Raw genomic sequence first — 21139 nt, forward strand, 5'->3', positions numbered from 1 at the left:
GACGCCAGGCTAGCCGCACCGGACCATGGATGGTCCGTTGCGGCGACCCCCGGATCAGTGACAGGGCGAAGGAACCCGACGAAGTCGGGCCGGAAACGGAGCCAGGGGCTTTGGTCACTTTGGCCCCATCAAAGTGACTCGCCGAGGGGCGAAAAGGTGACCTGAGCCGAACCCAAATCCACCTGGCAAAGAAAAACCGCCGTGTGACGCAGAGCGTCACGAACTGCATTCCCACGCGGAGCGTGAGGAACGATAGTCATCAGCTCCCGAGCCGTGCCTTTAGCCAAATTGCCCTAAAGTGCTTTTCAACCGCGATGGCACTGACGACGCAGAGTGCGACGTAAGTGACAGGGCGAAGTCGGGCCGGAAACGGAGCCAGGGGCTTTGGTCACTTTGGCCCCATCAAAGTGACTCGCCGAGGGGCGAAAAGGTGACCTGAGCCGAACCCAAATCCACCTGACAAAGAAAAACCGTTGTGTGACGCAGAGCGTCACGAACTGCATTCCCACGCGGAGCGTGAGGAGCGATAGTCATTAGCTCCCGAACTGTGCCTTTAGCCAAACTGCCCTAAAGTGCTTTCACAAGAATCGCCATGCCCCTGCGCCCAGGCGCGTAACCGTTTGTGTCCGATACATCTCCGCCTCGTACAACTCTGGCATAACACTTGCTCTGCCTCTGTCACGTATTGAAGAACCTCTTGAATAGTGACGGATTATTGGCATGGCGCAGAGCGAAGAAGTTAAAGACCCCGCGACCACAGGCAAAGGTAAAGGCAAACTCAAGCTCATTATCATTGCCGTCGTGGCGTTGCTGCTGGCGGTAGGCTTGTCGGTGGGCGCGACCTGGTTCCTCATGCACAAGAGCGAAAGCAAGGTAGATCCAGCGGCGGCCGCAGCCGCAGCGAACGTCAAGCCAGTGGCGGTGTTCGAACCGATGACCCCGGCCTTCGTGGTCAACTTCAACGCCAATGGCCGCCAACGCTACATGCAGGTGAGCATCACCATGCTGGGCCGTAACGCCGCCGACATGGAAGCACTGAAGGTACACATGCCATTGATCCGCAATAATCTGGTCATGCTGTTTGCAGCCATTCCCTTCGAATCACTGGCTTCGCCGATCGGCCAGGAAATGCTGCGTCAGAAAGCGACCGCCAGCATTCAGGAAGTCGCACAGAAAGAACTCGGCAAGACTGTGATCGAACAGCTGCTCTTCACTAACTTCGTATTGCAGTAGGACTCTCACATGGCCGTGCAAGACCTGCTCTCCCAGGACGAGATCGATGCGCTGCTGCATGGCGTCGACGATGGGATGGTCCAGACTGACAACAACAGCGAGCCTGGCAGTGTCAAAAGTTACGACCTGACCAGCCAGGACCGGATCGTCCGCGGACGCATGCCGACGCTGGAAATGATCAACGAGCGCTTCGCCCGCTACACGCGTATCAGCATGTTCAACCTGCTGCGCCGCTCGGCGGACGTGGCAGTGGGTGGTGTTCAGGTCATGAAGTTCGGTGAGTACGTGCATTCCCTGTACGTGCCGACCAGCCTCAACCTGGCCAAGATCAAGCCGCTGCGTGGCACCGCGCTGTTCATTCTCGACGCCAAGCTGGTGTTCAAGCTGGTGGATAACTTTTTCGGCGGTGACGGTCGTCACGCCAAGATCGAAGGCCGTGAGTTCACGCCAACCGAACTGCGTGTCGTGCGCATGGTGCTGGATCAGGCGTTTGTCGACCTCAAGGAGGCCTGGCAGGCGATCATGGAAGTCAATTTCGAGTACATCAACTCGGAAGTGAACCCGGCGATGGCCAACATCGTCGGACCGAGCGAGGCTGTAGTGATCTCCACCTTCCACATCGAACTCGATGGCGGTGGCGGCGACTTGCACGTGACCATGCCGTACTCGATGATCGAGCCGATTCGCGAAATGCTCGATGCCGGTTTCCAGTCCGATCTGGACGACCAGGACGAGCGCTGGGTCAACGCGCTCAAGGAAGATGTGCTGGACGTCAACGTTCCGCTCACCACGACCATCGCCCAGCGCCAGTTGCCGTTGCGGGACATCCTGCACATGCGCCCTGGTGATGTGATCCCTGTGGAACTGGGCGATTCGCTGGTATTGCGTGCCAATGGCGTACCTTCGTTCAAGGTCAAGCTTGGCTCGCACAAGGGCAAGATGGCCCTGCAAGTAATCGAACCCATAGCGCGACGCTGACCAGTCTGGTCAACGTCGGAAATTGTTGCGTAACTGAAATACTGCGTGCAGAGGACAACCGATGGCTGATGAAAACGATACGATGTCTGCTGAAGATCAGGCATTGGCGGATGAGTGGGCTGCTGCATTGGGCGAAGCTGGCGACAGCCAGGCTGATATCGATGCGCTGCTGGCTGCGGATGCCGGAAATTCGGGTAGCCGGATGGCGATGGAAGAGTTTGGCAGCGTGCCGAAAAGCACCGGTCCGGTTTCTCTGGATGGTCCCAACCTGGATGTGATTCTCGACATTCCGGTGTCGATCTCCATGGAAGTGGGCAGCACCGACATCAACATCCGCAACCTGCTGCAGCTCAACCAGGGCTCGGTGATCGAGCTGGATCGTCTGGCGGGCGAGCCGCTGGATGTGCTGGTCAACGGCACGCTGATCGCCCATGGCGAGGTGGTGGTGGTCAACGAAAAGTTCGGGATCCGTCTGACCGACGTGATCAGTCCGAGCGAACGCATCAAGAAGCTGCGCTAGTGAAGCGCTGGCTGAGTGTTCTGCTGACCCTGCCATCTCTGGCCTGGGCCGCCGAACCCGCCGCTCAGGCGGCGCCTGCGCAGGTGGCCAACACGGTTTCCGGCGGTATGGGCGGGCAGGTGGTGCAACTGTTGTTCGGTCTGATTCTGGTGATTGGCCTGATTTTCGTGCTCGCCTGGCTGATGCGCCGGGTGCAGCGCGTCGGGCCCAACAGCAATCAGGTGATCGAGCTGGTGAGTTCGCGCGCGCTGGGTCCGCGTGATCGGCTGGTGCTGGTGCAGATCGGCAATGAACAAGTGCTGCTGGGCATTACGCCCGGGCGAATCACGCCTCTGCATGTGCTCAAGGAGCCCGTACAGGTGCCGGTGCGCGAGCAGGCTACCCCTGAATTCGCTCAGCGCCTGATGGAGCTGATGGGCAAGGATAAGGACAAGAAGTAATGGGCGCCTTGCGTTTCCTGATACTGCTGTTGCTGGTCATGGTGACGCCTGCTGCGCTGGCGGCCGATCCGCTGTCGATCCAGGCGATCACGCTGTCCAACGGTGCCGATGGTCAGCAAGAGTATTCGGTCAGTCTGCAGATTCTGCTGATCATGACCGCGCTGAGCTTCATTCCGGCGTTCGTCATGTTGATGACCAGCTTCACGCGGATCATCATTGTCTTCTCGATTCTGCGTCAGGCCCTCGGCTTGCAGCAGACGCCGTCGAACCAGATCCTCACCGGCATGGCGCTGTTTCTGACCATGTTCATCATGGCGCCGGTCTTCGACCGGGTGAATCAGGATGCCTTGCAGCCTTACCTGGCGGAGAAGCTTTCCGCGCAGGATGCGGTGGCCAAGGCGCAAGTGCCGATCAAGGATTTCATGCTGGCCCAGACGCGCACCAGCGACCTCGAACTGTTCATGCGCCTGTCCAAGCGTACCGACATTCCGACCCCGGATGCCGCGCCGTTGACCATTCTGGTTCCGGCGTTCGTGATTTCGGAACTCAAGACGGCGTTTCAGATCGGCTTCATGATCTTCATTCCGTTTCTGATCATCGATATGGTGGTGGCCAGTGTGCTGATGGCGATGGGTATGATGATGCTGTCGCCGCTGATCATTTCTCTGCCGTTCAAGATCATGCTGTTTGTGCTGGTGGACGGCTGGGCGCTGATTGTCGGCACCCTGGCTGGCAGTTTTGGTGGCGTATGAGCCGTTTTGCTAAGGAGTCTGCCCGATGACGCCGGAAGTAGCCGTCGATCTGTTCCGCGAGGCCCTGTGGCTGACCACTGTGCTGGTCGCGATTCTTGTAGTGCCGAGCCTGCTGTGCGGTCTGCTGGTGGCCATGTTTCAGGCGGCCACGCAGATCAACGAACAGACCTTGAGCTTCCTGCCGCGCCTGCTGGTGATGCTCATTACCCTCATCGTCATCGGCCCGTGGCTGTTGAAAATATTCATGGAGTACATGCTGTCGTTGTACACCAGTATTCCGACCGTGATCGGCTAGTACGGCATGCAGCCGATGCTTGCGCTGACCGATACCCAGATCAGTACCTGGGTAGCCAGCTTCATGCTGCCGCTGTTTCGCATCATCGCGTTGCTGATGACCATGCCGATCATCGGCACTACGCTGGTCCCGCGTCGCGTGCGCATGTACCTCGCCGTGGCGATCACCGTGGTTGTCGCGCCTGCGCTTCCAGCCATGCCGGCCGTGCAGGCACTCGATCTGAGCGCGCTGTTGCTGATCGGTGAACAGATCATCATCGGCGCCGGGATGGGCCTGTCGCTGCAGTTGTTCTTTCATATCTTTGTGGTCGCGGGGCAGATCATCTCGACGCAGATGGGGATGGGCTTTGCGTCGATGGTCGACCCTACCAACGGTGTTTCCTCCGCCACCATCGGTCAGTTCTTCACGATGCTGGTCACCCTGCTGTTTCTGGCCATGAACGGCCATCTGGTGGTGCTGGAAATTCTCGTCGAGAGCTTTACCACGATGCCGGTCGGCAGTGGTTTGCTGGTCAATAATTTCTGGGAACTGGCCAAAGGGCTGGGCTGGGTACTGGCTTCGGGCATGCGACTGGTGTTGCCTGCGATTACCGCGCTGCTGATCATCAACATCGCCTTTGGCGTCATGACCCGCGCCGCGCCGCAACTCAACATCTTTTCCATCGGTTTCCCGCTTACGCTTGTGTTGGGCATGGTCATTCTGTGGATGACGATGGGCGACATTCTCAATCAGTATCAACCGATCGCTACGCAGGCCTTGCAGGCGTTGCGCGACATGGTGAGGGCTCGTTGAATGGCGGAAAACGAGAATGGCCAGGACAAGACAGAAGACCCCACGGAAAAAAAGGTCAAGGACTCACGGGCTGACGGCCAGATCGCGCGCTCCAAGGAACTGACCACGCTGGTAGTGATGCTGATGGGGGCGGGCGGGTTACTGGTGTTCGGCTCCGATATCGCTTTGATGATGTCCGAGCTTATGCGTGACAATTTCACGATATCCCGTGAAACCCTGATGGATCAGTCCTACATGGGCAAGGCGCTGCTCAGCTCCGGGACGCATGCGCTGATCGTGGTCCTGCCGTTTCTGATCGCCATGCTGGTCGCCGCACTGGTGGGGCCGATCATGCTGGGTGGGTGGCTGTTCGCAACCAAATCATTGATGCCCAAGTTCAGCCGCATGAACCCGGCAGCAGGTCTCAAGCGCATGTTCTCGCCGCATGCGCTGGTCGAATTGCTCAAGTCGCTCGGAAAATTCCTGATCATTCTGGCAGTTGCGCTGGCGGTCCTTAACAATGAGCGCAAGGACCTGGTGGCGATTGCTCACGAGCCGCTCGAGCAGGCCATGATCCATAGCCTGTTGGTGGTGGGCTGGAGCAGTTTCTGGATGGCGTGCGGCCTGATATTCATCGCGGCGGCGGACGTGCCGTTCGTGTTGTATGAAGCGCACAAGAAGCTGTTGATGACCAAGCAGGAAGTGCGCGACGAGCACAAGAACAGCGAGGGCAGCCCTGAGGTCAAGCAGCGCATTCGCCAGTTGCAGCGCGAAATGTCCCAGCGGCGCATGATGGCTTCTGTGCCAGAGGCCGACGTGATTATCACCAACCCGACACACTTCGCCGTTGCCCTGAAATACGATCCCGAGCAGGGCGGGGCGCCGATGTTGCTGGCCAAGGGTACTGATCTGGTGGCGCTGAAAATTCGCGAAATCGGCGCGCATAACGAGATCCTGATTCTGGAGTCAGCGGCACTGGCGCGTTCTATCTATTACAGCACCGAGCTTGACCAGGAGATTCCTGCTGGTCTGTATCTGGCCGTCGCCCAGGTGCTGGCCTACGTCTACCAGATCCGCCAGTTCCGCGCCGGTCAGGGCAAGCGCCCCGACCCTCTGGGCGACATCAAGATCCCCCCCGACCTGCAGCGCGACGAGTAGTCCGCTCCCCCTTCGTTGCCAGCAGAAATCTATGGTGCCCGTGCTCCGCGTGGACATGCCGTTCTGGACAACCCGCATCCGCTCTTGCGCAGGCAAACGAGAAGGTTTTCTGACTGCACTCAGCGCACCGGATTTACGTGACTTCTGTGTCTAAAGCCTTACCGCCACTGGCTTTGTAAAAGTTGGACAGCTTTTTGCAACAGGGTCGATACAGGGCGCCATTGGCGTCAATGTTTTGATCTAGTGCGCAGGTAACGAATCAGTGGATCGCTCTCAATTACTCAGTAGCGCACGCAGCAATATCACAGGCCTGGGCCGTGGTCAGTTGGGCGTTCCGTTGTTGTTGCTGGTCATGATGGCAATGATGATGTTGCCTATGCCGCCGTTCCTGCTGGACGTGTTCTTCACGTTCAACATCGCACTGTCCATCGTCGTGCTGCTGGTCTGCGTGTATGCCCTGCGGCCGCTGGACTTCTCGGTATTTCCGACCATTCTGCTGGTCGCCACGTTGCTGCGTCTGGCGCTGAACGTCGCTTCAACGCGAGTGGTCATGCTTCACGGTCAGGACGGCCACGCCGCTGCGGGCAAGGTGATTCAAGCCTTCGGTGAAGTGGTGATCGGTGGCAACTATGTCGTCGGTATCGTGGTGTTCGCGATTCTGATGATCATCAACTTCGTGGTAATCACCAAGGGTGCCGGTCGTATTTCCGAGGTGAGCGCGCGCTTCACCCTCGACGCGATGCCCGGCAAACAGATGGCGATCGACGCCGACCTCAACGCCGGCCTCATCGATCAGCCGGAAGCCAAGCGCCGCCGTGCCGAAGTCGCCCAGGAAGCCGAGTTCTACGGTTCCATGGACGGTGCCAGTAAATTCGTGCGCGGCGATGCGATTGCCGGTCTGCTGATTCTGTTCATCAACCTGATCGGCGGCATGCTGGTCGGTATCCTGCAACACAACATGACTTTCGCCGACGCAGGCCGTGTTTATACCCTGCTGACCATCGGTGACGGTTTGGTGGCGCAATTGCCATCACTGTTGCTGTCTACCGCCGCAGCGATCATGGTGACCCGTGCTTCCGGTTCGGAAGAGATGGGCAAGCTGATCAATCGTCAGATGTTCGCTTCGCCCAAGGCGCTGGGTGTTTCCGCTGCAATCATGATTGTCATGGGCCTTGTCCCGGGCATGCCGCACTTTTCCTTTATCAGCCTTGGGCTGGTTGCCGCCGGCGGCGCCTACCTGTTGTGGAAGAAAGAAAACCAGGTGAAGGTCGAGGCCATCGCCGAAGTGCAGCGCCAGCAAGACCTGCTGCCGTCTCCGACCCGCGTTCAGGACGCCAAGGAACTGGGCTGGGATGACGTGACGCCCATCGATATCATCGGTCTGGAAGTGGGTTATCGCCTGATTCCGCTGGTGGATCGCAATCAGGGTGGTCAGTTGCTGGCGCGTATCAAGGGCGTGCGCAAGAAGCTCTCGCAAGAGCTCGGTTTCCTGATGCCCACTGTGCACATTCGCGACAACCTCGATCTGGCGCCCAGCGCCTATCGTCTGACGCTGATGGGCGTGATTCTGGCCGAGGCCGAGATCTACCCGGATCGCGAGCTGGCGATCAACCCTGGTCAAGTGTTCGGCACCCTGAATGGCATCACCGCCAGAGACCCGGCGTTTGGTCTGGAAGCCGTGTGGATCGAAATCAGCCAGCGCAGTCAGGCGCAGTCGCTGGGTTACACCGTGGTCGATGCCAGTACTGTGGTGGCGACCCACTTGAACCAGATTCTCTACAAGCATTCGCATGAGCTGATCGGCCATGAGGAAGTCCAGCAATTGATGCAATTGCTGGCCAAAAGCTCGCCCAAGCTGGCTGAAGAGCTGGTACCTGGCGTGCTGTCGCTGTCCTCGCTGCTCAACGTGCTGCAGGCGCTGCTGGCTGAACACGTACCTGTGCGGGATATCCGCAGCATTGCAGAGGCTATCGCCAACAACGCCGGGAAGAGTCAAGATACCGCCGCTTTGGTGGCCGCAGTGCGCGTGGGTCTGAGCCGCGCAATCGTCCAAAGCATTGTAGGCGTTGAGCCGGAGCTGCCTGTTATCACTCTGGAACCAAGGTTGGAACAGATATTGCTCAATAGTTTGCAGAAGGCTGGTCAGGGTCAGGAAGAAGGCGTTCTTCTTGAGCCAAGCATGGCTGAAAAGCTCCAGCGTTCGTTGATCGAGGCCGCCCAGCGTCAGGAGATGCAAGGGTTGCCGGTAATTCTTCTGGTAGCAGGGCCTGTCCGGGCGATGCTGTCACGATTTGGACGATTGGCTGTACCGAACATGCATGTTCTGGCGTATCAGGAAATTCCGGACAACAAGCAAGTAACCATCGTAGCGACTGTCGGGCCGAACGGCTGAGGTAGTGAGTCATGCAAGTTAAGCGATTTTTCGCCGCCGATATGCGTCAAGCCATGAAGCTGGTTCGCGATGAGCTGGGCGCTGAAGCGGCCATCATCGGTAACCGGCGCATTGCCGGTGGCGTAGAGCTGACTGCTGCTCTGGATTACAAGCTGTCCGCCCTGGCACCGCGTGTGCCGAACATGGAGCTGGAAGACGAGCTGCGCAAGACCCAGTCGCGCATCGTCTCCGCCCAGGCCGAATTGAACAACCGCAGCGACAGCGACGCATCGATCAACCTGCAGCTGTTTTCCGGCAAGCCGGTCAACCCTGCCGATACGCACATCGAGCCGACACTCGAAGAGCCGCCGCGTCCATTCGCGTACGCAGCGCCACAGGCCGCCGAGCCTGCCATCGGCCAGCGCGCCTATGACTCGATGCGTTCCGAACTGAACGGCCTGCGTGAGCTGCTGGAAGTCCAGCTCGGCTCGCTGGCCTGGAACCAGCTGCAGGGCAGTCGTCCGCAGCAGGCTAACCTGTGGCGTCGCCTGCAACGTGTCGGCCTGTCCGGCCCGCTGTCACGCGACCTGCTGTCGATGATCCCGGAGATTGACGAGCCTCGTCAGGCCTGGCGCATGCTGCTGGCGCACCTGGCACGCATGATCGCCGTACCCGAAGTCGAGCCGCTCGAAGAGGGCGGTGTGATTGCAATGGTCGGTCCTGCCGGAATGGGCAAGACCACCACCCTGGCCAAACTGGCAGCACGTTACGTGCTGAAGTACGGCCCGCAGAATATCGCACTGGTCAGCATGGACAGTTTCCGCATCGGCGCGCAGGAGCAGCTCAAGACCCTTGGGCGCATCCTCAACGTACCGGTCACCCATATCGATCCTGGCCAGTCTCTGGTTCAGGCGCTGGAACCGCTGCTGCGCAAACGCGTGGTACTGATTGACACCGCCGGCCTGCAGGCCAGTGATCCTGCGCTGCGCATGCAGCTGGAAAGCCTCGCGGGTCGCGGTATCAAGTCGCGCAACTATCTGGTACTGGCCACCACCAGCCAGAAGCAGGTGCTGACGGCCGCTTATCACAGTTACAAACGTTGTGGCCTGGCCGGATGCATTCTGACCAAGCTTGATGAAACGGCCAGCCTCGGTGAAGTCCTGAGCCTGGCGATCAGTCACGAATTACCTGTGGCCTACCTCACGGACGGACCACGCATTCCTGATGACCTGCATATTCCGCGTCGTCATCAGCTGGTAAGCCGCGCGGTGAGTGTGCAGATGCAGGACGAGCCTAGCGAGGAAGCAATGGCTGATATGTTTGCTGACCTCTATCACACCCCTGGCAAGAGAGTGGGTTAAGTGATGGATATTATTGGAATGTCCCTGCGTCAACGGTCTGCCATGCAGTGTTCATTTGCGAACGTGCAGCCCTCGATGTGGTTTCGGTCTACGCAAGACAAGGTAAAGAAATAACATGGGCAGCATGCATCCCGTACAGGTTATCGCGGTGACCGGTGGCAAAGGTGGCGTCGGTAAGACTAACGTGTCAGTGAACCTTTCACTGGCCCTTGCCGAGCTTGGCCGTCGCGTCATGCTGCTGGACGCCGATCTGGGTCTGGCCAATGTCGACGTGCTGCTTGGGTTGACGCCCAAACGCACGCTTGCCGATGTCATGGAGGGGCGTTGTGAGTTGCGCGACGTGCTGTTGCAGGGGCCGGGCGGGGTTCGAATCGTACCCGCCGCTTCCGGCACCCAGAGCATGGTGCATCTGTCGCCCGCCCAGCATGCGGGCTTGATCCAGGCGTTCAGTGAGATTGGCGACAACCTCGATGTGCTGGTGATCGACACAGCCGCCGGTATCGGTGAGTCGGTGGTCAGCTTCGTGCGCGCCGCTCAGGAAGTGCTGCTGGTGGTGTGCGATGAGCCCACGTCGATCACCGATGCCTACGCCCTGATCAAACTGCTCAACCGCGATTACGGCATGAACCGCTTCCGGGTGCTGGCCAACATGGCACAGAGCCCGCAGGAAGGGCGCAACCTGTTCGCCAAACTGACCAAAGTGACGGATCGTTTTCTCGATGTTGCACTGCAGTATGTAGGTGCCGTGCCGTACGACGAGTGCGTACGCAAGGCGGTACAGAAACAGCGCGCTGTTTACGAAGCATTCCCGCGTTCCAAATGTGCACTGGCCTTCAAGGCCATTGCCCAGAAGGTTGATACCTGGCCGTTGCCAGCCAATCCGCGGGGTCATCTCGAGTTCTTCGTTGAGCGACTCGTTCACCAGACCAGTGCAGGGCCTGTGCAATGACTGCGAGCGGCTACCAGATGTACAGCAAGACTTCCCGTAATTCACAGTACGAGTTGATCGAGCGCTATGCGCCATTGGTCAAGCGTATCGCTTATCATCTGCTGGCGCGCTTGCCGGCCAGCGTGCAGGTCGAGGATCTGATCCAGGCCGGCATGATCGGCCTGCTTGAAGTCTCCACCAAGTATGATTCCACCAAGGGTGCGAGTTTCGAGACCTATGCTGGCATTCGCATCCGTGGTGCGATGCTCGATGAAGTGCGCAAGGGTGACTGGGCGCCACGCTCGGTACACCGCAATACGCGCATGGTCAGCGACGCAATTCGGTCAATTGAAGCTAAAACCGGCCGTGACGCTAAAGATCACGAGGTTGCGGCCGAACTCCAGTTGAGTCTCGATGATTACTACGGGATTTTGAATGACACCTTGGGCAGCCGCCTCTTCAGTTTCGACGACCTGCTGCAGGACGGCGATCATGAAGGGCTGCACGAGGATGGCGCAAGCGGATCGCTTGAGCCGTCGCGCGACCTGGAAGACGAGCGCTTCCAGGCTGCGTTGGCCGATGCAATTGCCAATCTGCCAGAGCGCGAGCGTCTGGTGTTGGCGCTGTACTACGACGAAGAGCTGAACCTCAAGGAAATCGGAGAGGTTCTTGGGGTCAGCGAATCTCGGGTCAGTCAGTTACACAGCCAGTGCGCAGCTCGTTTGCGAGGGCGTTTGGGGGAGTGGCGAGCGCGTTGACAGGCAATGTGCGGTCTTTGGCCGCATGTTGACTGCAAGCCGGCTGTGCAGAGCGTTACGTGGTAACAGGATCGACCCGTCAGAAGCCTGTCAGGCATTGCCTTGATGGGCTTGTTTCTCAGGTCCTTGCCTGTTGTTGTGCCAAGCCCGTCGTCGTTTCGTACAGCCGGGGTGTGCTGTGCCAGTATTGAGTGAACAGCGTGTTCAGGTGCTGAATGCGTTAAAGACTGCTTGGAGGTCGAATTGGACAAGAACATGAAAATCCTCATCGTTGATGACTTCTCAACGATGCGGCGGATCATCAAGAACCTTTTGCGTGATCTGGGGTTTACCAACACATCGGAAGCGGATGATGGTCTGACCGCATTGCCGATGCTGCAGAGCGGTGCCTTTGACTTTCTGGTGACGGACTGGAACATGCCTGGCATGTCCGGTATCGATCTGCTGCGCGAAGTCCGCAAGGACGAACGCCTCAAGAGCCTTCCCGTGCTGATGGTCACTGCCGAAGCCAAGCGTGAGCAGATCATTGAAGCTGCCCAGGCTGGGGTGAACGGCTATGTAGTCAAGCCATTCACTGCCCAAGCCCTGAAAGACAAGATCGACAAGATCTTTGAACGCGTCAATAGCTGATGCAAGCCGCGAGGGCGCTATGGATAACAATGATTCGATGGCCGACTTTGAGTCGACCTTAAAAAGACACGCGCAGGAACTTGTCACCAGCCTTGAAAAGGGTCGTTTCGGTGACGCTGTGCAACTGATCCACGAGCTCAATCAGACACGCGACCGCGGCCTTTATCAGGAAGTGGGCAAGCTGACTCGTGAGCTGCACAGTGCAATCGTAAACTTTCACATCGATCCGCACATGCCTCAAGCCGAGGAAGTGTCGCAGATCACGGATGCTACCGAACGCCTGTCGTATGTGGTGAGGCTGACCGAGAATGCGGCCAACCGCACCATGGACCTGGTGGAGGAGAGTACGCCGGTCATGAACGGCCTGAGTTCCGACGCCAAGGCGTTGAGCGACGACTGGGGACGTTTCATGCGCCGCGAAATCGGTGCCGAAGAGTTCCGCGAGCTGGCCAAGCGGGTCGATGGTTTTCTGACGCGTACAGAGAAGGAGACCCATCAGGTTTCCGCACATCTCAATGACATTCTGCTTGCCCAGGATTACCAAGACCTTACCGGTCAGGTTATCAAGCGTGTGACGCAACTGGTCACTGAAGTCGAGAGCAATCTGCTCAAACTGGTGCTCATGGCCAGTCATGTCGATCGCTTCGCTGGCATCGAACATGACGAACAATCCATCCTCGATGAAAAAGATCCTAAAAAACATCTCGCTCAGGGTGAAGGTCCGCAGATTCATGCCGATAAACGTGAAGACGTCGTATCCGGACAGGATGATGTAGACGATCTGCTATCGAGCCTCGGCTTCTAAGATCTGTTGACGGTTAATTTTAGGGAGCACCCCATGAGCTTCGGCGCCGATGAAGAAATCCTTCAGGATTTTCTGGTAGAGGCCGGCGAAATTCTGGAGCAGTTGTCAGAGCAATTGGTCGAGCTGGAAAGCCGACCGGATGATGCTGATCTGCTCAATGCAATTTTTCGCGGTTTTCACACTGTAAAAGGGGGCGCCGGCTTCCTCCAGCTCCATGAGCTGGTGGAGTGCTGCCACATCGCCGAAAACGTGTTCGACATCCTGCGCAAGGGTGAACGTCGCGTTGATTCCGAACTGATGGACGTGGTCCTTGAAGCACTGGACTCCGTCAATAGCATGTTCGGTCAGGTACGTGAACGGACTGACGTAACTCCGGCGACGCCAGAACTGCTGGCCGCGCTGGCGCGTCTGGCCGAGCCACAATCTGCCGATGAGGCCGTGGCTCCCGGGCCAGAGCCCGAGCCGGTGGTTGAAGTCCAGGCTGCTGCTGCGGTTGCAGAACCAGCTGCTGGCGACGAAATTACCGATGATGAATTCGAGCAGTTGCTCGATTCGCTGCACGGCTCCAGCCCGGTATCTGCAGCGCCTGCACAGGCGCCAGCAGCCGCTGCGCCGGCAAGTGATGAAATCACCGATCAGGAATTTGAATCCCTGCTCGATCAGTTGCATGGCAAGGGCAAGTTTGCGGCTGATGCTGCAACCGCTCCGGCCCCCGCACCTGTGGCGCAGCGCGGTGCCGCGCCTGCCGGTGACGAAATCACTGACGATGAATTCGAAGCGTTACTCGATCAACTGCACGGCAAAGGCTCGTTTGATGGTGCCGTAGCGGCTCCCGTAGCTGCTGCACCTGTAGCCGTTGCTGCCAAGGCACCCGCTGCTGCTGCGTCGGACGAAATCACCGATCACGAATTCGAAAGCCTGCTCGACGAGTTGCATGGCAAGGGCAAGTTCGAGCCGGAGGCGATTGTTGCCAAGGCGCCTGCTCCGGCAGTCGCAGCGGCTGCTCCGCCACCGCCGCCTCCTGTTGCCAAGCCTGCTGCGGCGCCTGCTGCCAAAGCCGAACCGGCCAAACCCGCGGCGGCTCCGGCCCCTGCGCGCGCTCCTGCGCCTACCGGCGAAAAGCCGGTGGCGACAGAAGCCGAAACCACGGTTCGTGTCGATACCGCCCGACTGGACGAGATCATGAACATGGTCGGCGAGCTGGTGCTGGTGCGTAACCGCCTGGTGCGGTTGGGTCTCAACAGCGGCGATGAAGCCATGTCCAAGGCCGTTTCCAACCTGGATGTGGTGACCGCCGATCTGCAGACTGCGGTGATGAAAACCCGCATGCAGCCGATCAAGAAAGTTTTCGGTCGTTTCCCGCGTCTGGTTCGTGACCTGGCTCGCCAGCTCAAGAAAGAGATCAACCTGGAACTGGTCGGTGAAGAAACCGACCTCGACAAGAACCTCGTAGAGGCGCTTGCCGATCCACTGGTCCACTTGGTGCGTAACGCGGTCGACCACGGTATCGAAACGCCAGAAGAGCGCGAAGCCACGGGCAAGTCCCGCGGCGGGCGGGTAATCCTTTCCGCAGAGCAGGAAGGCGACCATATCCTGCTGTCGATCTCCGATGACGGCAAGGGCATGGACCCTAACGTCCTGCGCTCCATTGCGGTGAAACGCGGCGTCATGGACAAGGATGCAGCCGATCGGTTGAGTGACACCGATTGCTACAACCTGATCTTCGCGCCGGGCTTCTCGACCAAGACCGAGATTTCCGATGTGTCGGGTCGCGGTGTGGGCATGGACGTGGTCAAGACCAAAATCTCCCAGCTCAACGGCTCGATCAACATCTACTCGACCAAGGGCCAGGGTTCGAAGATCGTCATCAAGGTGCCGTTGACCCTGGCGATCATGCCGACCCTGATGGTGATGCTGGGCAACCAGGCCTTCGCTTTCCCGCTGGTCAACGTCAACGAAATCTTCCACCTGAACCTGTCGACTACCAACGTGGTTGATGGCCAGGAAGTGGTGATCGTCCGTGACAAGGCCTTGCCGCTGTTCTACCTCAAGCGCTGGCTGGTCAGTTCGGCGGCTCACGAGGAGCAGCGTGAAGGGCACGTGGTAATTCTCACGGTCGGCACTCAGCGCATCGGTTTTGTCGTCGATCAGCTGGTCGGTCAGGAAGAAGTGGTTATCAAACCGCTGGGCAAGATGCTGCAAGGTACGCCGGGCATGTCGGGCGCCACCATCACCGGTGACGGTCGCATCGCCTTGATTCTCGATGTACCCAGCATGCTCAAGCGTTACGCCGCACGGCGTATCTGAACCCGGGGTCGCGGGCAGCCTGGCTGCCTGCGGCACCTATTGGAGTGTTTATGGCAGTCAAGGTCCTGGTGGTGGATGATTCCGGTTTTTTCCGCCGCCGCGTTACGGAAATTCTTTCTTCGGACCCCAACATTGTAGTGGTCGGCACCGCCACCAACGGCAAGGAAGCGATTGAGCAGGCGCTGGCGCTCAAGCCGGATGTCATTACCATGGACTACGAAATGCCGATGATGGATGGCATTACGGCAGTTCGCCATATCATGCAGCGTATCCCCACCCCGGTATTGATGTTCTCGTCGCTGACGCACGAAGGTGCGCGCGTGACGCTGGATGCTCTTGACGCCGGTGCGGTGGATTTTCTGCCCAAGAATTTCGAAGATATCTCGCGCAACCCGCAGAAGGTCAAGCAACTGCTGTGCGAGAAAATCAACAGCATTTCACGCAGTAACCGTCGTTCCAGCGGGTTCGGTTCAGCCAGTGCCGCTTCGGCGGCTCCGGCATCGTCGACGTTGTCCAGCCGTGCCTCTGCGCCAGCCCCTGCACCTGCCAGGGCAGTGCCGTCACGCACGGCAACACCTGCTGCCGCCCCGGCCGCCCCGGCTCACCATGCGCCGGCGCACCCGACAACTTCAGGCACGGCCAAGCGCAAGGCCTACAAGCTGGTGGCCATTGGTACCTCAACCGGCGGCCCGGTCGCGCTGCAACGGGTGCTGACCCAACTGCCAGCCAATTTTCCGGCACCACTGGTGCTGATTCAGCACATGCCTGCGGCGTTTACCAAAGCGTTTGCCGAGCGTCTCGACAAGCTGTGCAAGATCAGCGTCAAGGAAGCCGAAGACGGCGACGTGCTGCGTCCTGGTCTGGCGCTGCTGGCGCCGGGTGGCAAGCAGATGATGGTTGACGGACGCGGTACGGTGAAGATTCTGCCGGGCGACGAGCGCCTCAATTACAAGCCCTGCGTCGACATTACCTTTGGTTCTGCCGCCAAGTCCTACGGCGACAAGGTGCTTTCGGTGGTCTTGACCGGCATGGGTGCCGATGGCCGCGAGGGTGCGCGTCTGCTCAAGCAGGCCGGCAGTACCGTATGGGCTCAGGACGAAGCAAGCTGTGTGATTTATGGCATGCCAATGGCCATCGTCAAGGCCGAACTCGCGGATGCGATCTACAGTCTCGACGACATCGGTCGGCACCTGGTAGAGGCCTGTCTCTGATGGATGTACTGAGCCTTATCGGTCTGATTCTGGCGTTTGTCGCAATCATTGGTGGCAATTTTCTCGAAGGCGGGCACCTCGGTGCCTTGCTCAATGGTCCGGCGGCGCTGATCGTGTTGGGCGGTACCCTCGGTGCTTCGCTGTTGCAGTCGCCCATGAACGCGTTCATGCGTGCCATGAAAATCATCCACTGGATCATTTTCCCGCCACGTATCGATCTGCCCGGCGGTGTCGACCGGGTCATCGGCTGGAGCATGACTGCGCGCAAAGAGGGCTTGCTGGGTCTGGAAACCGTAGCCGATGCCGAGCCCGACGGTTATTCGCGCAAGGGTTTGCAACTGCTGGTCGACGGTGCCGAGCCGGCCGCGATTCGCAGCATTCTCGAAGTGGATTTCATCACGCAGGAAACCCGCGATATTCAGGCGGCGAAAGTATTCGAAAGCATGGGCGGCTACGCGCCGACCGTGGGTATCATCGGTGCAGTCATGGGCCTGATTCATGTAATGGGCAACCTGGCTGACCCCAGTCAACTGGGCAGCGGTATTGCGGTGGCCTTTGTCGCCACGATCTATGGCGTGGCCATGGCCAACCTTATCCTCCTGCCTGTAGCCAACAAGCTCAAGGCCATTGCCCACCGTCAGGCACGCTATCGCGAAATGTTGCTTGAAGGTCTGTTGTCCATCGCCGAGGGTGAAAACCCGCGCTCCATCGAACTCAAGCTGCAAGGCTTCATGGAGTAACAGCGCATGGCTCGCCGTCGTCAGGTCGAAGAACATGAAAATCACGAACGCTGGCTGGTGTCGTATGCCGACTTCATTACCTTGCTGTTCGCGTTTTTCGTGGTGATGTACTCGATTTCCTCGGTCAACGAAGGCAAGTACAAGATCCTGTCCCAGGCATTGGTCGGCGTGTTCAACGACACCGAACGTACCATGAAGCCTATCCCCATCGGCGAACAGCGCCCGGTCTCGATCAAGCCCGCCGAGCCGCTGGTCAAGGACAGCGAGCAGACTGACGCCGGTATAGGCCAGGCCTCTGATGACCCGTTGCAGACCATCGCCCAGGACGTGCGCGATGCGTTCGGTGACCTGATCAAGTCCGACCAGATGACGGTGCGCGGCAACGAATTGTGGATCGAGATCGAACTCAACTCCAGCATGCTTTTCGGCAGCGGCGATGCGATGCCCAGCGACAAGGCGTTCACCATCATCGAAAAGGTCGCCGGGATCGTCAAACGCTTCGACAACCCGATCCATGTCGAGGGCTTTACCGACGACCAGCCGATCAGCACTGCACAGTTTCCGACCAATTGGGAGCTGTCTTCGGCGCGTTCTGCCAGCATTGTGCGCATGCTGGCCATGGACGGTGTCAATCCGGCGCGACTCGCTTCGGTGGGCTACGGTGAGTTTCAGCCGATCGCCCCCAACACCAGCACTGCCGGCCGCGCCAAGAACCGCCGTGTAGTGCTGGTTATCTCGCGCAATCTGGACGTTCGCCGCAGCCTGACCAGCGCTGGATCGGCCAATGTGCAGCCTGATGCTGCATTGCGGCGTGCTGGCACACAAACTGCACCTGTGCCAGCAAAGCCGCCGGTACGCGCGAACGCCGTCAATTCTCCGTCACCCGCCCCCTAAACATCGTATCGGTATGGTCGTCGCTGTACGGAAGGAAAACAATTAATGAGAGTCTGGGCAGTAGCCAACCAGAAAGGTGGAGTCGGAAAGACCACCACGACCATTGCCCTGGCCGGTTTGCTGGCCGATTCAGGCAAGCGCGTGGTTGTGGTCGATCTGGACCCTCACGGCTCCATGACCAGTTATTTCGGGCATAACCCGGACGAACTGGAACACAGTGCTTTCGATCTGTTCCTGCATAAAGGCGCAGTGCCGGACGGTCTTCCCGGCCAGTTGCTGCTGCCTACCAGCGACAAACGTATCTCGCTGATACCCTCCAGCACGGCACTCGCCACACTGGAACGCCAGTCACCCGGCCAGAGCGGCCTGGGTCTGGTTGTCGCGAAAAGTCTGGCTCAGTTGTGGCAGGATTTTGACTATGCCTTGATCGACAGTCCGCCGCTGCTGGGCGTTCTCATGGTCAATGCGCTGGCGGCCAGCCAACAGCTGGCGATTCCGGTGCAGACCGAGTTTCTGGCCGTGAAAGGTCTGGAGCGCATGGTCAACACGCTGACCATGATCAACCGTTCGCGCAAGGTGCCGCTGCCTTACACCATCGTGCCGACCTTGTTCGACCGCCGTACCCAGGCATCGATGGGTACCTTGAAACTGTTGCGCGACAGCTTCCCCGAGCACGTCTGGCAAGCCTATGTGCCGGTCGATACGCGACTGCGCGATGCCAGCCGTCTGGGGCTTACGCCGTCGCAGAACGACAGCAAGAGTCGTGGTGTGATCGCTTACCGGGCATTGCTCAAGCATATGCTCGCCGAGCAGCTCAATGCGCAGGTGGCCTGACGTGAACGTCTACTCTTTCTACATTGTTTGCTCAAGTGATGCCTCAATGCGGCCGATAACTGTATCAGGCTGCACATGCTCCATTTTTTGTTGGGCCCCGGTATGAACCGCCCTGTAGAAGTAGCAACACGACCCAAACTGGCTTTGCAGTCCTACCTGGACGCACTGCTGTACGACGCGACTGAAGTGCTCGAAGAGCCCGTCAGCAGCATCGATGAATTTCAGGCGGCTGTGCTCGAAGAGCAGGCCTTTGATGCGCGGATGCAGGCGCAGATCAAGCCACTGGCGGTCGCGGTTGCCGCGCCGGCTCCGGTGGCTGTCGAGGTGCAGGTGCTGGCGCCTGCGCCAGTGGTTGAAGTTGCTCCGGTGATCGTTGCCGAAGCGGTGCAGGTTGAAGTGGTTCAGGTTGAAGAGGCAGTGCCAGGCGTTGCGCTGGTTGAACCGGTCGCCGAGTTGAGCACGCTGGCAGCCCAGCGTACCCCGACGCCACCGCCGACCAGTGATGGTCGTCCGGCATGGGCTGCCGAGCCATTCGAATGCCTGTTGTTCGATGTGGCCGGTCTGACACTGGCGGTGCCGCTGGTGTGTCTGGGGTCGATTTATCCGCTGGCGGGGCAGGAGCTGACGCCGCTGTTCGGTCAGCCGGACTGGTTTCTCGGGATCCTGCCGTGTCAGGCAGGCAACCTGAAAGTATTGGATACCGCGCGCTGGATCATGCCTGATCGCTACCGCGACGATTTTCGCCAGGGATTGCAGTACGTGATTTCGGTGCAGGGATACGAGTGGGGGCTGGCGGTGCATCAGGTCAGCCGTTCGTTGCGTCTTGATCCGAACGAGATCAAATGGCGCGCGCAGCGAGGTCATCGTCCATGGCTGGCGGGTACGGTCATTGAGCATATGTGCGCGTTGCTGGATGTTGCAGAGTTGGCCGAGCTGATAGCCAGTGGCGCGGTCAAGCAGTTGAACAAGTCGAAATAATCATGGGTCGATGCCAGTGGCGTCACCTGCAAAGAACACACGTGAGGGGTTGGGGTTATGAATAAGTCGTCTGCACAAGGTTCCGAAGATCCTATTCTGCAATGGGTTACGTTCCGCCTGGACAACGAGTCCTACGGCATCAACGTAATGCAGGTGCAGGAAGTGCTGCGCTACACTGAAATCGCCCCGGTGCCGGGTGCGCCAAGCTACGTGCTGGGCATCATCAACCTGCGCGGTAACGTCGTGACCGTGATCGACACCCGTCAGCGTTTTGGCCTGGCCCCGGTTGAAGTCAGCGACAATACGCGTATCGTGATCATCGAAGCCGACAAGCAAGTGGTCGGTATCCTGGTCGACAGCGTGGCGGAAGTGGTTTACTTGCGTCAGTCAGAAGTTGAAACTGCGCCTAACGTCGGTAACGACGAATCGGCCAAGTTCATTCAGGGCGTCTGCAACAAGAACGGCGAACTGTTGATTCTGGTTGAACTGGACAAAATGATGTCCGAAGAAGAGTGGTCCGAGCTGGAGAACATCTGATTGATCTTTGAGGTAGCTGTCGTCTTCCTGGGCATTCTCTGGGTTGTCACCCTGTTTATGTTCCTGGCCCATACCAGGCGTCAGCGCAAGCTGGACGCCGAGCGTGATGACGCGGCTGCCTTGCGGGATCAGCGGATCAAGGAGTTGGCCAGACGCCTGGACAACTACCAGAACGGCACGGTGCGCATGGGCGAGGCGTTGCATGAGCTGCGTGCCGTCGTTGCGCCGTTGCCGGACAAGCTCACCGCACTGGAGCAGCGCGATCCCTCCACGCTGTCCTTCGCCCAGGCCGCCCGTCTGGTCGGCATGGGTGCCAGCATCGACGAGCTGACCCAGTCCTGCGGCCTGACCCAGGCCGAAGCGCAACTGATGACCAAACTGCACGGCAATACAGCGAGCTAGTTTCTCTTCCCTGCACGCCTGCGCTACACCCAGGGCCGGACGCAGAGCGTCCAGAACTGCATTCCCACGCTGGAGCGTGAGGAACGATAATCTTGTAACTCTCGTGCCAGTCACTCCGCGTTGGCATGCCCTCCGTAACGCTTGGCGTCATAAATTTCCGGTGCGGCACAAGATCATGCCTTAACTGTTAATGCTGCCTAAAATGCTTTTTTATCGCGATGGCACAGACGACGCAG

General features: G+C 58.9%; 22 protein-coding genes. All 22 read left to right on the plus strand.

The window, feature by feature from the left end; genetic code table 11:
• Positions 1-720: 720 nt before the first annotated feature.
• The 22 genes from fliL to GE543_RS15925 all read left to right on the plus strand — a co-directional run bounded on the left by fliL (position 721) and on the right by GE543_RS15925 (position 20903).
• Positions 721-1233: a flagellar basal body-associated protein FliL gene (gene fliL, locus GE543_RS15820; RefSeq protein WP_003343996.1), complete on the plus strand. Its 513-nt coding sequence runs from the start codon at positions 721-723 to the stop codon at positions 1231-1233.
• 9 nt (positions 1234-1242) lie between these two features.
• Positions 1243-2211 (plus strand): flagellar motor switch protein FliM, encoded by a 969-nt coding sequence (gene fliM, locus GE543_RS15825; protein ID WP_003412410.1) that lies wholly within the window; start codon positions 1243-1245, stop codon positions 2209-2211.
• 61 nt (positions 2212-2272) lie between these two features.
• Positions 2273-2731, plus strand: a complete 459-nt coding sequence (gene fliN, locus GE543_RS15830) for a flagellar motor switch protein FliN (RefSeq protein ID WP_003370145.1) — start codon at positions 2273-2275, stop codon at positions 2729-2731.
• Positions 2731-3171 (plus strand): flagellar biosynthetic protein FliO, encoded by a 441-nt coding sequence (gene fliO / locus GE543_RS15835; protein ID WP_046235852.1) that lies wholly within the window; start codon positions 2731-2733, stop codon positions 3169-3171. The genes fliN and fliO overlap by 1 nt, the downstream gene beginning before the upstream one ends.
• On the plus strand, positions 3171-3923 hold the full coding sequence (gene fliP, locus GE543_RS15840) for a flagellar type III secretion system pore protein FliP (protein WP_003412403.1): 753 nt from the start codon (positions 3171-3173) through the stop codon (positions 3921-3923). Before fliO ends, fliP begins: the two co-directional genes overlap by 1 nt.
• A gap of 25 nt (positions 3924-3948) precedes the next feature.
• A complete protein-coding gene (locus tag GE543_RS15845; protein WP_003417827.1) occupies positions 3949-4218 on the plus strand; it encodes a flagellar biosynthetic protein FliQ in 270 nt (89 codons plus the stop codon).
• Positions 4219-4224: 6 nt separating this feature from the next.
• Positions 4225-5010 carry a flagellar biosynthetic protein FliR gene (gene fliR, locus GE543_RS15850; RefSeq protein WP_153221839.1) on the plus strand — a complete coding sequence of 262 codons (786 nt, stop codon included), beginning with the start codon at positions 4225-4227 and terminating at the stop codon, positions 5008-5010.
• Positions 5011-6147 (plus strand): flagellar biosynthesis protein FlhB, encoded by a 1137-nt coding sequence (gene flhB, locus GE543_RS15855; RefSeq protein ID WP_003417823.1) that lies wholly within the window; start codon positions 5011-5013, stop codon positions 6145-6147. It abuts the gene before it with no gap.
• A 262-nt stretch (positions 6148-6409) separates the two neighbouring features.
• A complete protein-coding gene (flhA, locus tag GE543_RS15860) occupies positions 6410-8539 on the plus strand; it encodes a flagellar biosynthesis protein FlhA (protein ID WP_003412395.1) in 2130 nt (709 codons plus the stop codon).
• Positions 8540-8550: 11 nt separating this feature from the next.
• Positions 8551-9879 carry a flagellar biosynthesis protein FlhF gene (gene flhF, locus GE543_RS15865; protein WP_003412393.1) on the plus strand — a complete coding sequence of 443 codons (1329 nt, stop codon included), beginning with the start codon at positions 8551-8553 and terminating at the stop codon, positions 9877-9879.
• Between the two features lie 115 nt (positions 9880-9994).
• Positions 9995-10828 (plus strand): flagellar synthesis regulator FleN, encoded by an 834-nt coding sequence (gene fleN, locus GE543_RS15870; RefSeq protein WP_003343974.1) that lies wholly within the window; start codon positions 9995-9997, stop codon positions 10826-10828.
• On the plus strand, positions 10825-11565 hold the full coding sequence (gene fliA, locus GE543_RS15875) for an RNA polymerase sigma factor FliA (protein WP_003316826.1): 741 nt from the start codon (positions 10825-10827) through the stop codon (positions 11563-11565). Before fleN ends, fliA begins: the two co-directional genes overlap by 4 nt.
• Before the next feature lie 255 nt (positions 11566-11820).
• A complete protein-coding gene (locus GE543_RS15880; RefSeq protein WP_161420660.1) occupies positions 11821-12195 on the plus strand; it encodes a chemotaxis response regulator CheY in 375 nt (124 codons plus the stop codon).
• A 19-nt stretch (positions 12196-12214) separates the two neighbouring features.
• Entirely contained in the window at positions 12215-13000 is a 786-nt protein-coding gene (locus tag GE543_RS15885; protein ID WP_003316828.1) for a protein phosphatase CheZ, read from the plus strand.
• A 33-nt stretch (positions 13001-13033) separates the two neighbouring features.
• Positions 13034-15307, plus strand: coding sequence for a chemotaxis protein CheA (locus GE543_RS15890; protein WP_153221840.1), 2274 nt, complete (start codon positions 13034-13036; stop codon positions 15305-15307).
• A 50-nt stretch (positions 15308-15357) separates the two neighbouring features.
• Positions 15358-16518, plus strand: a complete 1161-nt coding sequence (locus GE543_RS15895) for a chemotaxis response regulator protein-glutamate methylesterase (protein WP_153221841.1) — start codon at positions 15358-15360, stop codon at positions 16516-16518.
• Positions 16518-17258, plus strand: coding sequence for a flagellar motor protein (locus tag GE543_RS15900; RefSeq protein WP_003412383.1), 741 nt, complete (start codon positions 16518-16520; stop codon positions 17256-17258). Before GE543_RS15895 ends, GE543_RS15900 begins: the two co-directional genes overlap by 1 nt.
• Positions 17259-17264: 6 nt before the next feature.
• On the plus strand, positions 17265-18152 hold the full coding sequence (gene motD, locus GE543_RS15905; protein WP_003412380.1) for a flagellar motor protein MotD: 888 nt from the start codon (positions 17265-17267) through the stop codon (positions 18150-18152).
• Between the two features lie 45 nt (positions 18153-18197).
• The gene (locus tag GE543_RS15910) at positions 18198-18986 is read left to right on the plus strand and encodes a ParA family protein (protein ID WP_003316833.1); all 789 of its coding nucleotides are present in this window, start codon (positions 18198-18200) and stop codon (positions 18984-18986) included.
• Between the two features lie 75 nt (positions 18987-19061).
• A complete protein-coding gene (locus GE543_RS15915; protein WP_032703045.1) occupies positions 19062-19964 on the plus strand; it encodes a CheW domain-containing protein in 903 nt (300 codons plus the stop codon).
• Between the two features lie 57 nt (positions 19965-20021).
• Positions 20022-20501, plus strand: coding sequence for a chemotaxis protein CheW (locus tag GE543_RS15920; protein ID WP_003370201.1), 480 nt, complete (start codon positions 20022-20024; stop codon positions 20499-20501).
• Positions 20502-20903, plus strand: coding sequence for a DUF2802 domain-containing protein (locus GE543_RS15925; RefSeq protein ID WP_003412376.1), 402 nt, complete (start codon positions 20502-20504; stop codon positions 20901-20903).
• Positions 20904-21139 lie beyond the last annotated feature (236 nt).

The sequence above is a fragment of the Pseudomonas sp. SZ57 genome (assembly GCF_009495975.1).
GTDB lineage: Bacteria > Pseudomonadota > Gammaproteobacteria > Pseudomonadales > Pseudomonadaceae > Aquipseudomonas > Aquipseudomonas syringae.

What these genes read in the sequence shown, in the direction of transcription:
- fliL (WP_003343996.1), top strand. Translation starts at nt 721, where the DNA reads ATGGCGCAGAGCGAAGAAGTTAAAGACCCCGCGACCACAGGCAAAGGT.
- fliM (WP_003412410.1), top strand. Translation starts at nt 1,243, where the DNA reads ATGGCCGTGCAAGACCTGCTCTCCCAGGACGAGATCGATGCGCTGCTG.
- fliN (WP_003370145.1), top strand. Translation starts at nt 2,273, where the DNA reads ATGGCTGATGAAAACGATACGATGTCTGCTGAAGATCAGGCATTGGCG.
- fliP (WP_003412403.1), top strand. Translation starts at nt 3,171, where the DNA reads ATGGGCGCCTTGCGTTTCCTGATACTGCTGTTGCTGGTCATGGTGACG.
- GE543_RS15845 (WP_003417827.1), top strand. Translation starts at nt 3,949, where the DNA reads ATGACGCCGGAAGTAGCCGTCGATCTGTTCCGCGAGGCCCTGTGGCTG.
- fliR (WP_153221839.1), top strand. Translation starts at nt 4,225, where the DNA reads ATGCAGCCGATGCTTGCGCTGACCGATACCCAGATCAGTACCTGGGTA.
- flhB (WP_003417823.1), top strand. Translation starts at nt 5,011, where the DNA reads ATGGCGGAAAACGAGAATGGCCAGGACAAGACAGAAGACCCCACGGAA.
- flhF (WP_003412393.1), top strand. Translation starts at nt 8,551, where the DNA reads ATGCAAGTTAAGCGATTTTTCGCCGCCGATATGCGTCAAGCCATGAAG.
- fleN (WP_003343974.1), top strand. Translation starts at nt 9,995, where the DNA reads ATGGGCAGCATGCATCCCGTACAGGTTATCGCGGTGACCGGTGGCAAA.
- fliA (WP_003316826.1), top strand. Translation starts at nt 10,825, where the DNA reads ATGACTGCGAGCGGCTACCAGATGTACAGCAAGACTTCCCGTAATTCA.
- GE543_RS15880 (WP_161420660.1), top strand. Translation starts at nt 11,821, where the DNA reads ATGAAAATCCTCATCGTTGATGACTTCTCAACGATGCGGCGGATCATC.
- GE543_RS15885 (WP_003316828.1), top strand. Translation starts at nt 12,215, where the DNA reads ATGGATAACAATGATTCGATGGCCGACTTTGAGTCGACCTTAAAAAGA.
- GE543_RS15890 (WP_153221840.1), top strand. Translation starts at nt 13,034, where the DNA reads ATGAGCTTCGGCGCCGATGAAGAAATCCTTCAGGATTTTCTGGTAGAG.
- GE543_RS15895 (WP_153221841.1), top strand. Translation starts at nt 15,358, where the DNA reads ATGGCAGTCAAGGTCCTGGTGGTGGATGATTCCGGTTTTTTCCGCCGC.
- GE543_RS15900 (WP_003412383.1), top strand. Translation starts at nt 16,518, where the DNA reads ATGGATGTACTGAGCCTTATCGGTCTGATTCTGGCGTTTGTCGCAATC.
- motD (WP_003412380.1), top strand. Translation starts at nt 17,265, where the DNA reads ATGGCTCGCCGTCGTCAGGTCGAAGAACATGAAAATCACGAACGCTGG.
- GE543_RS15910 (WP_003316833.1), top strand. Translation starts at nt 18,198, where the DNA reads ATGAGAGTCTGGGCAGTAGCCAACCAGAAAGGTGGAGTCGGAAAGACC.
- GE543_RS15915 (WP_032703045.1), top strand. Translation starts at nt 19,062, where the DNA reads ATGCTCCATTTTTTGTTGGGCCCCGGTATGAACCGCCCTGTAGAAGTA.
- GE543_RS15920 (WP_003370201.1), top strand. Translation starts at nt 20,022, where the DNA reads ATGAATAAGTCGTCTGCACAAGGTTCCGAAGATCCTATTCTGCAATGG.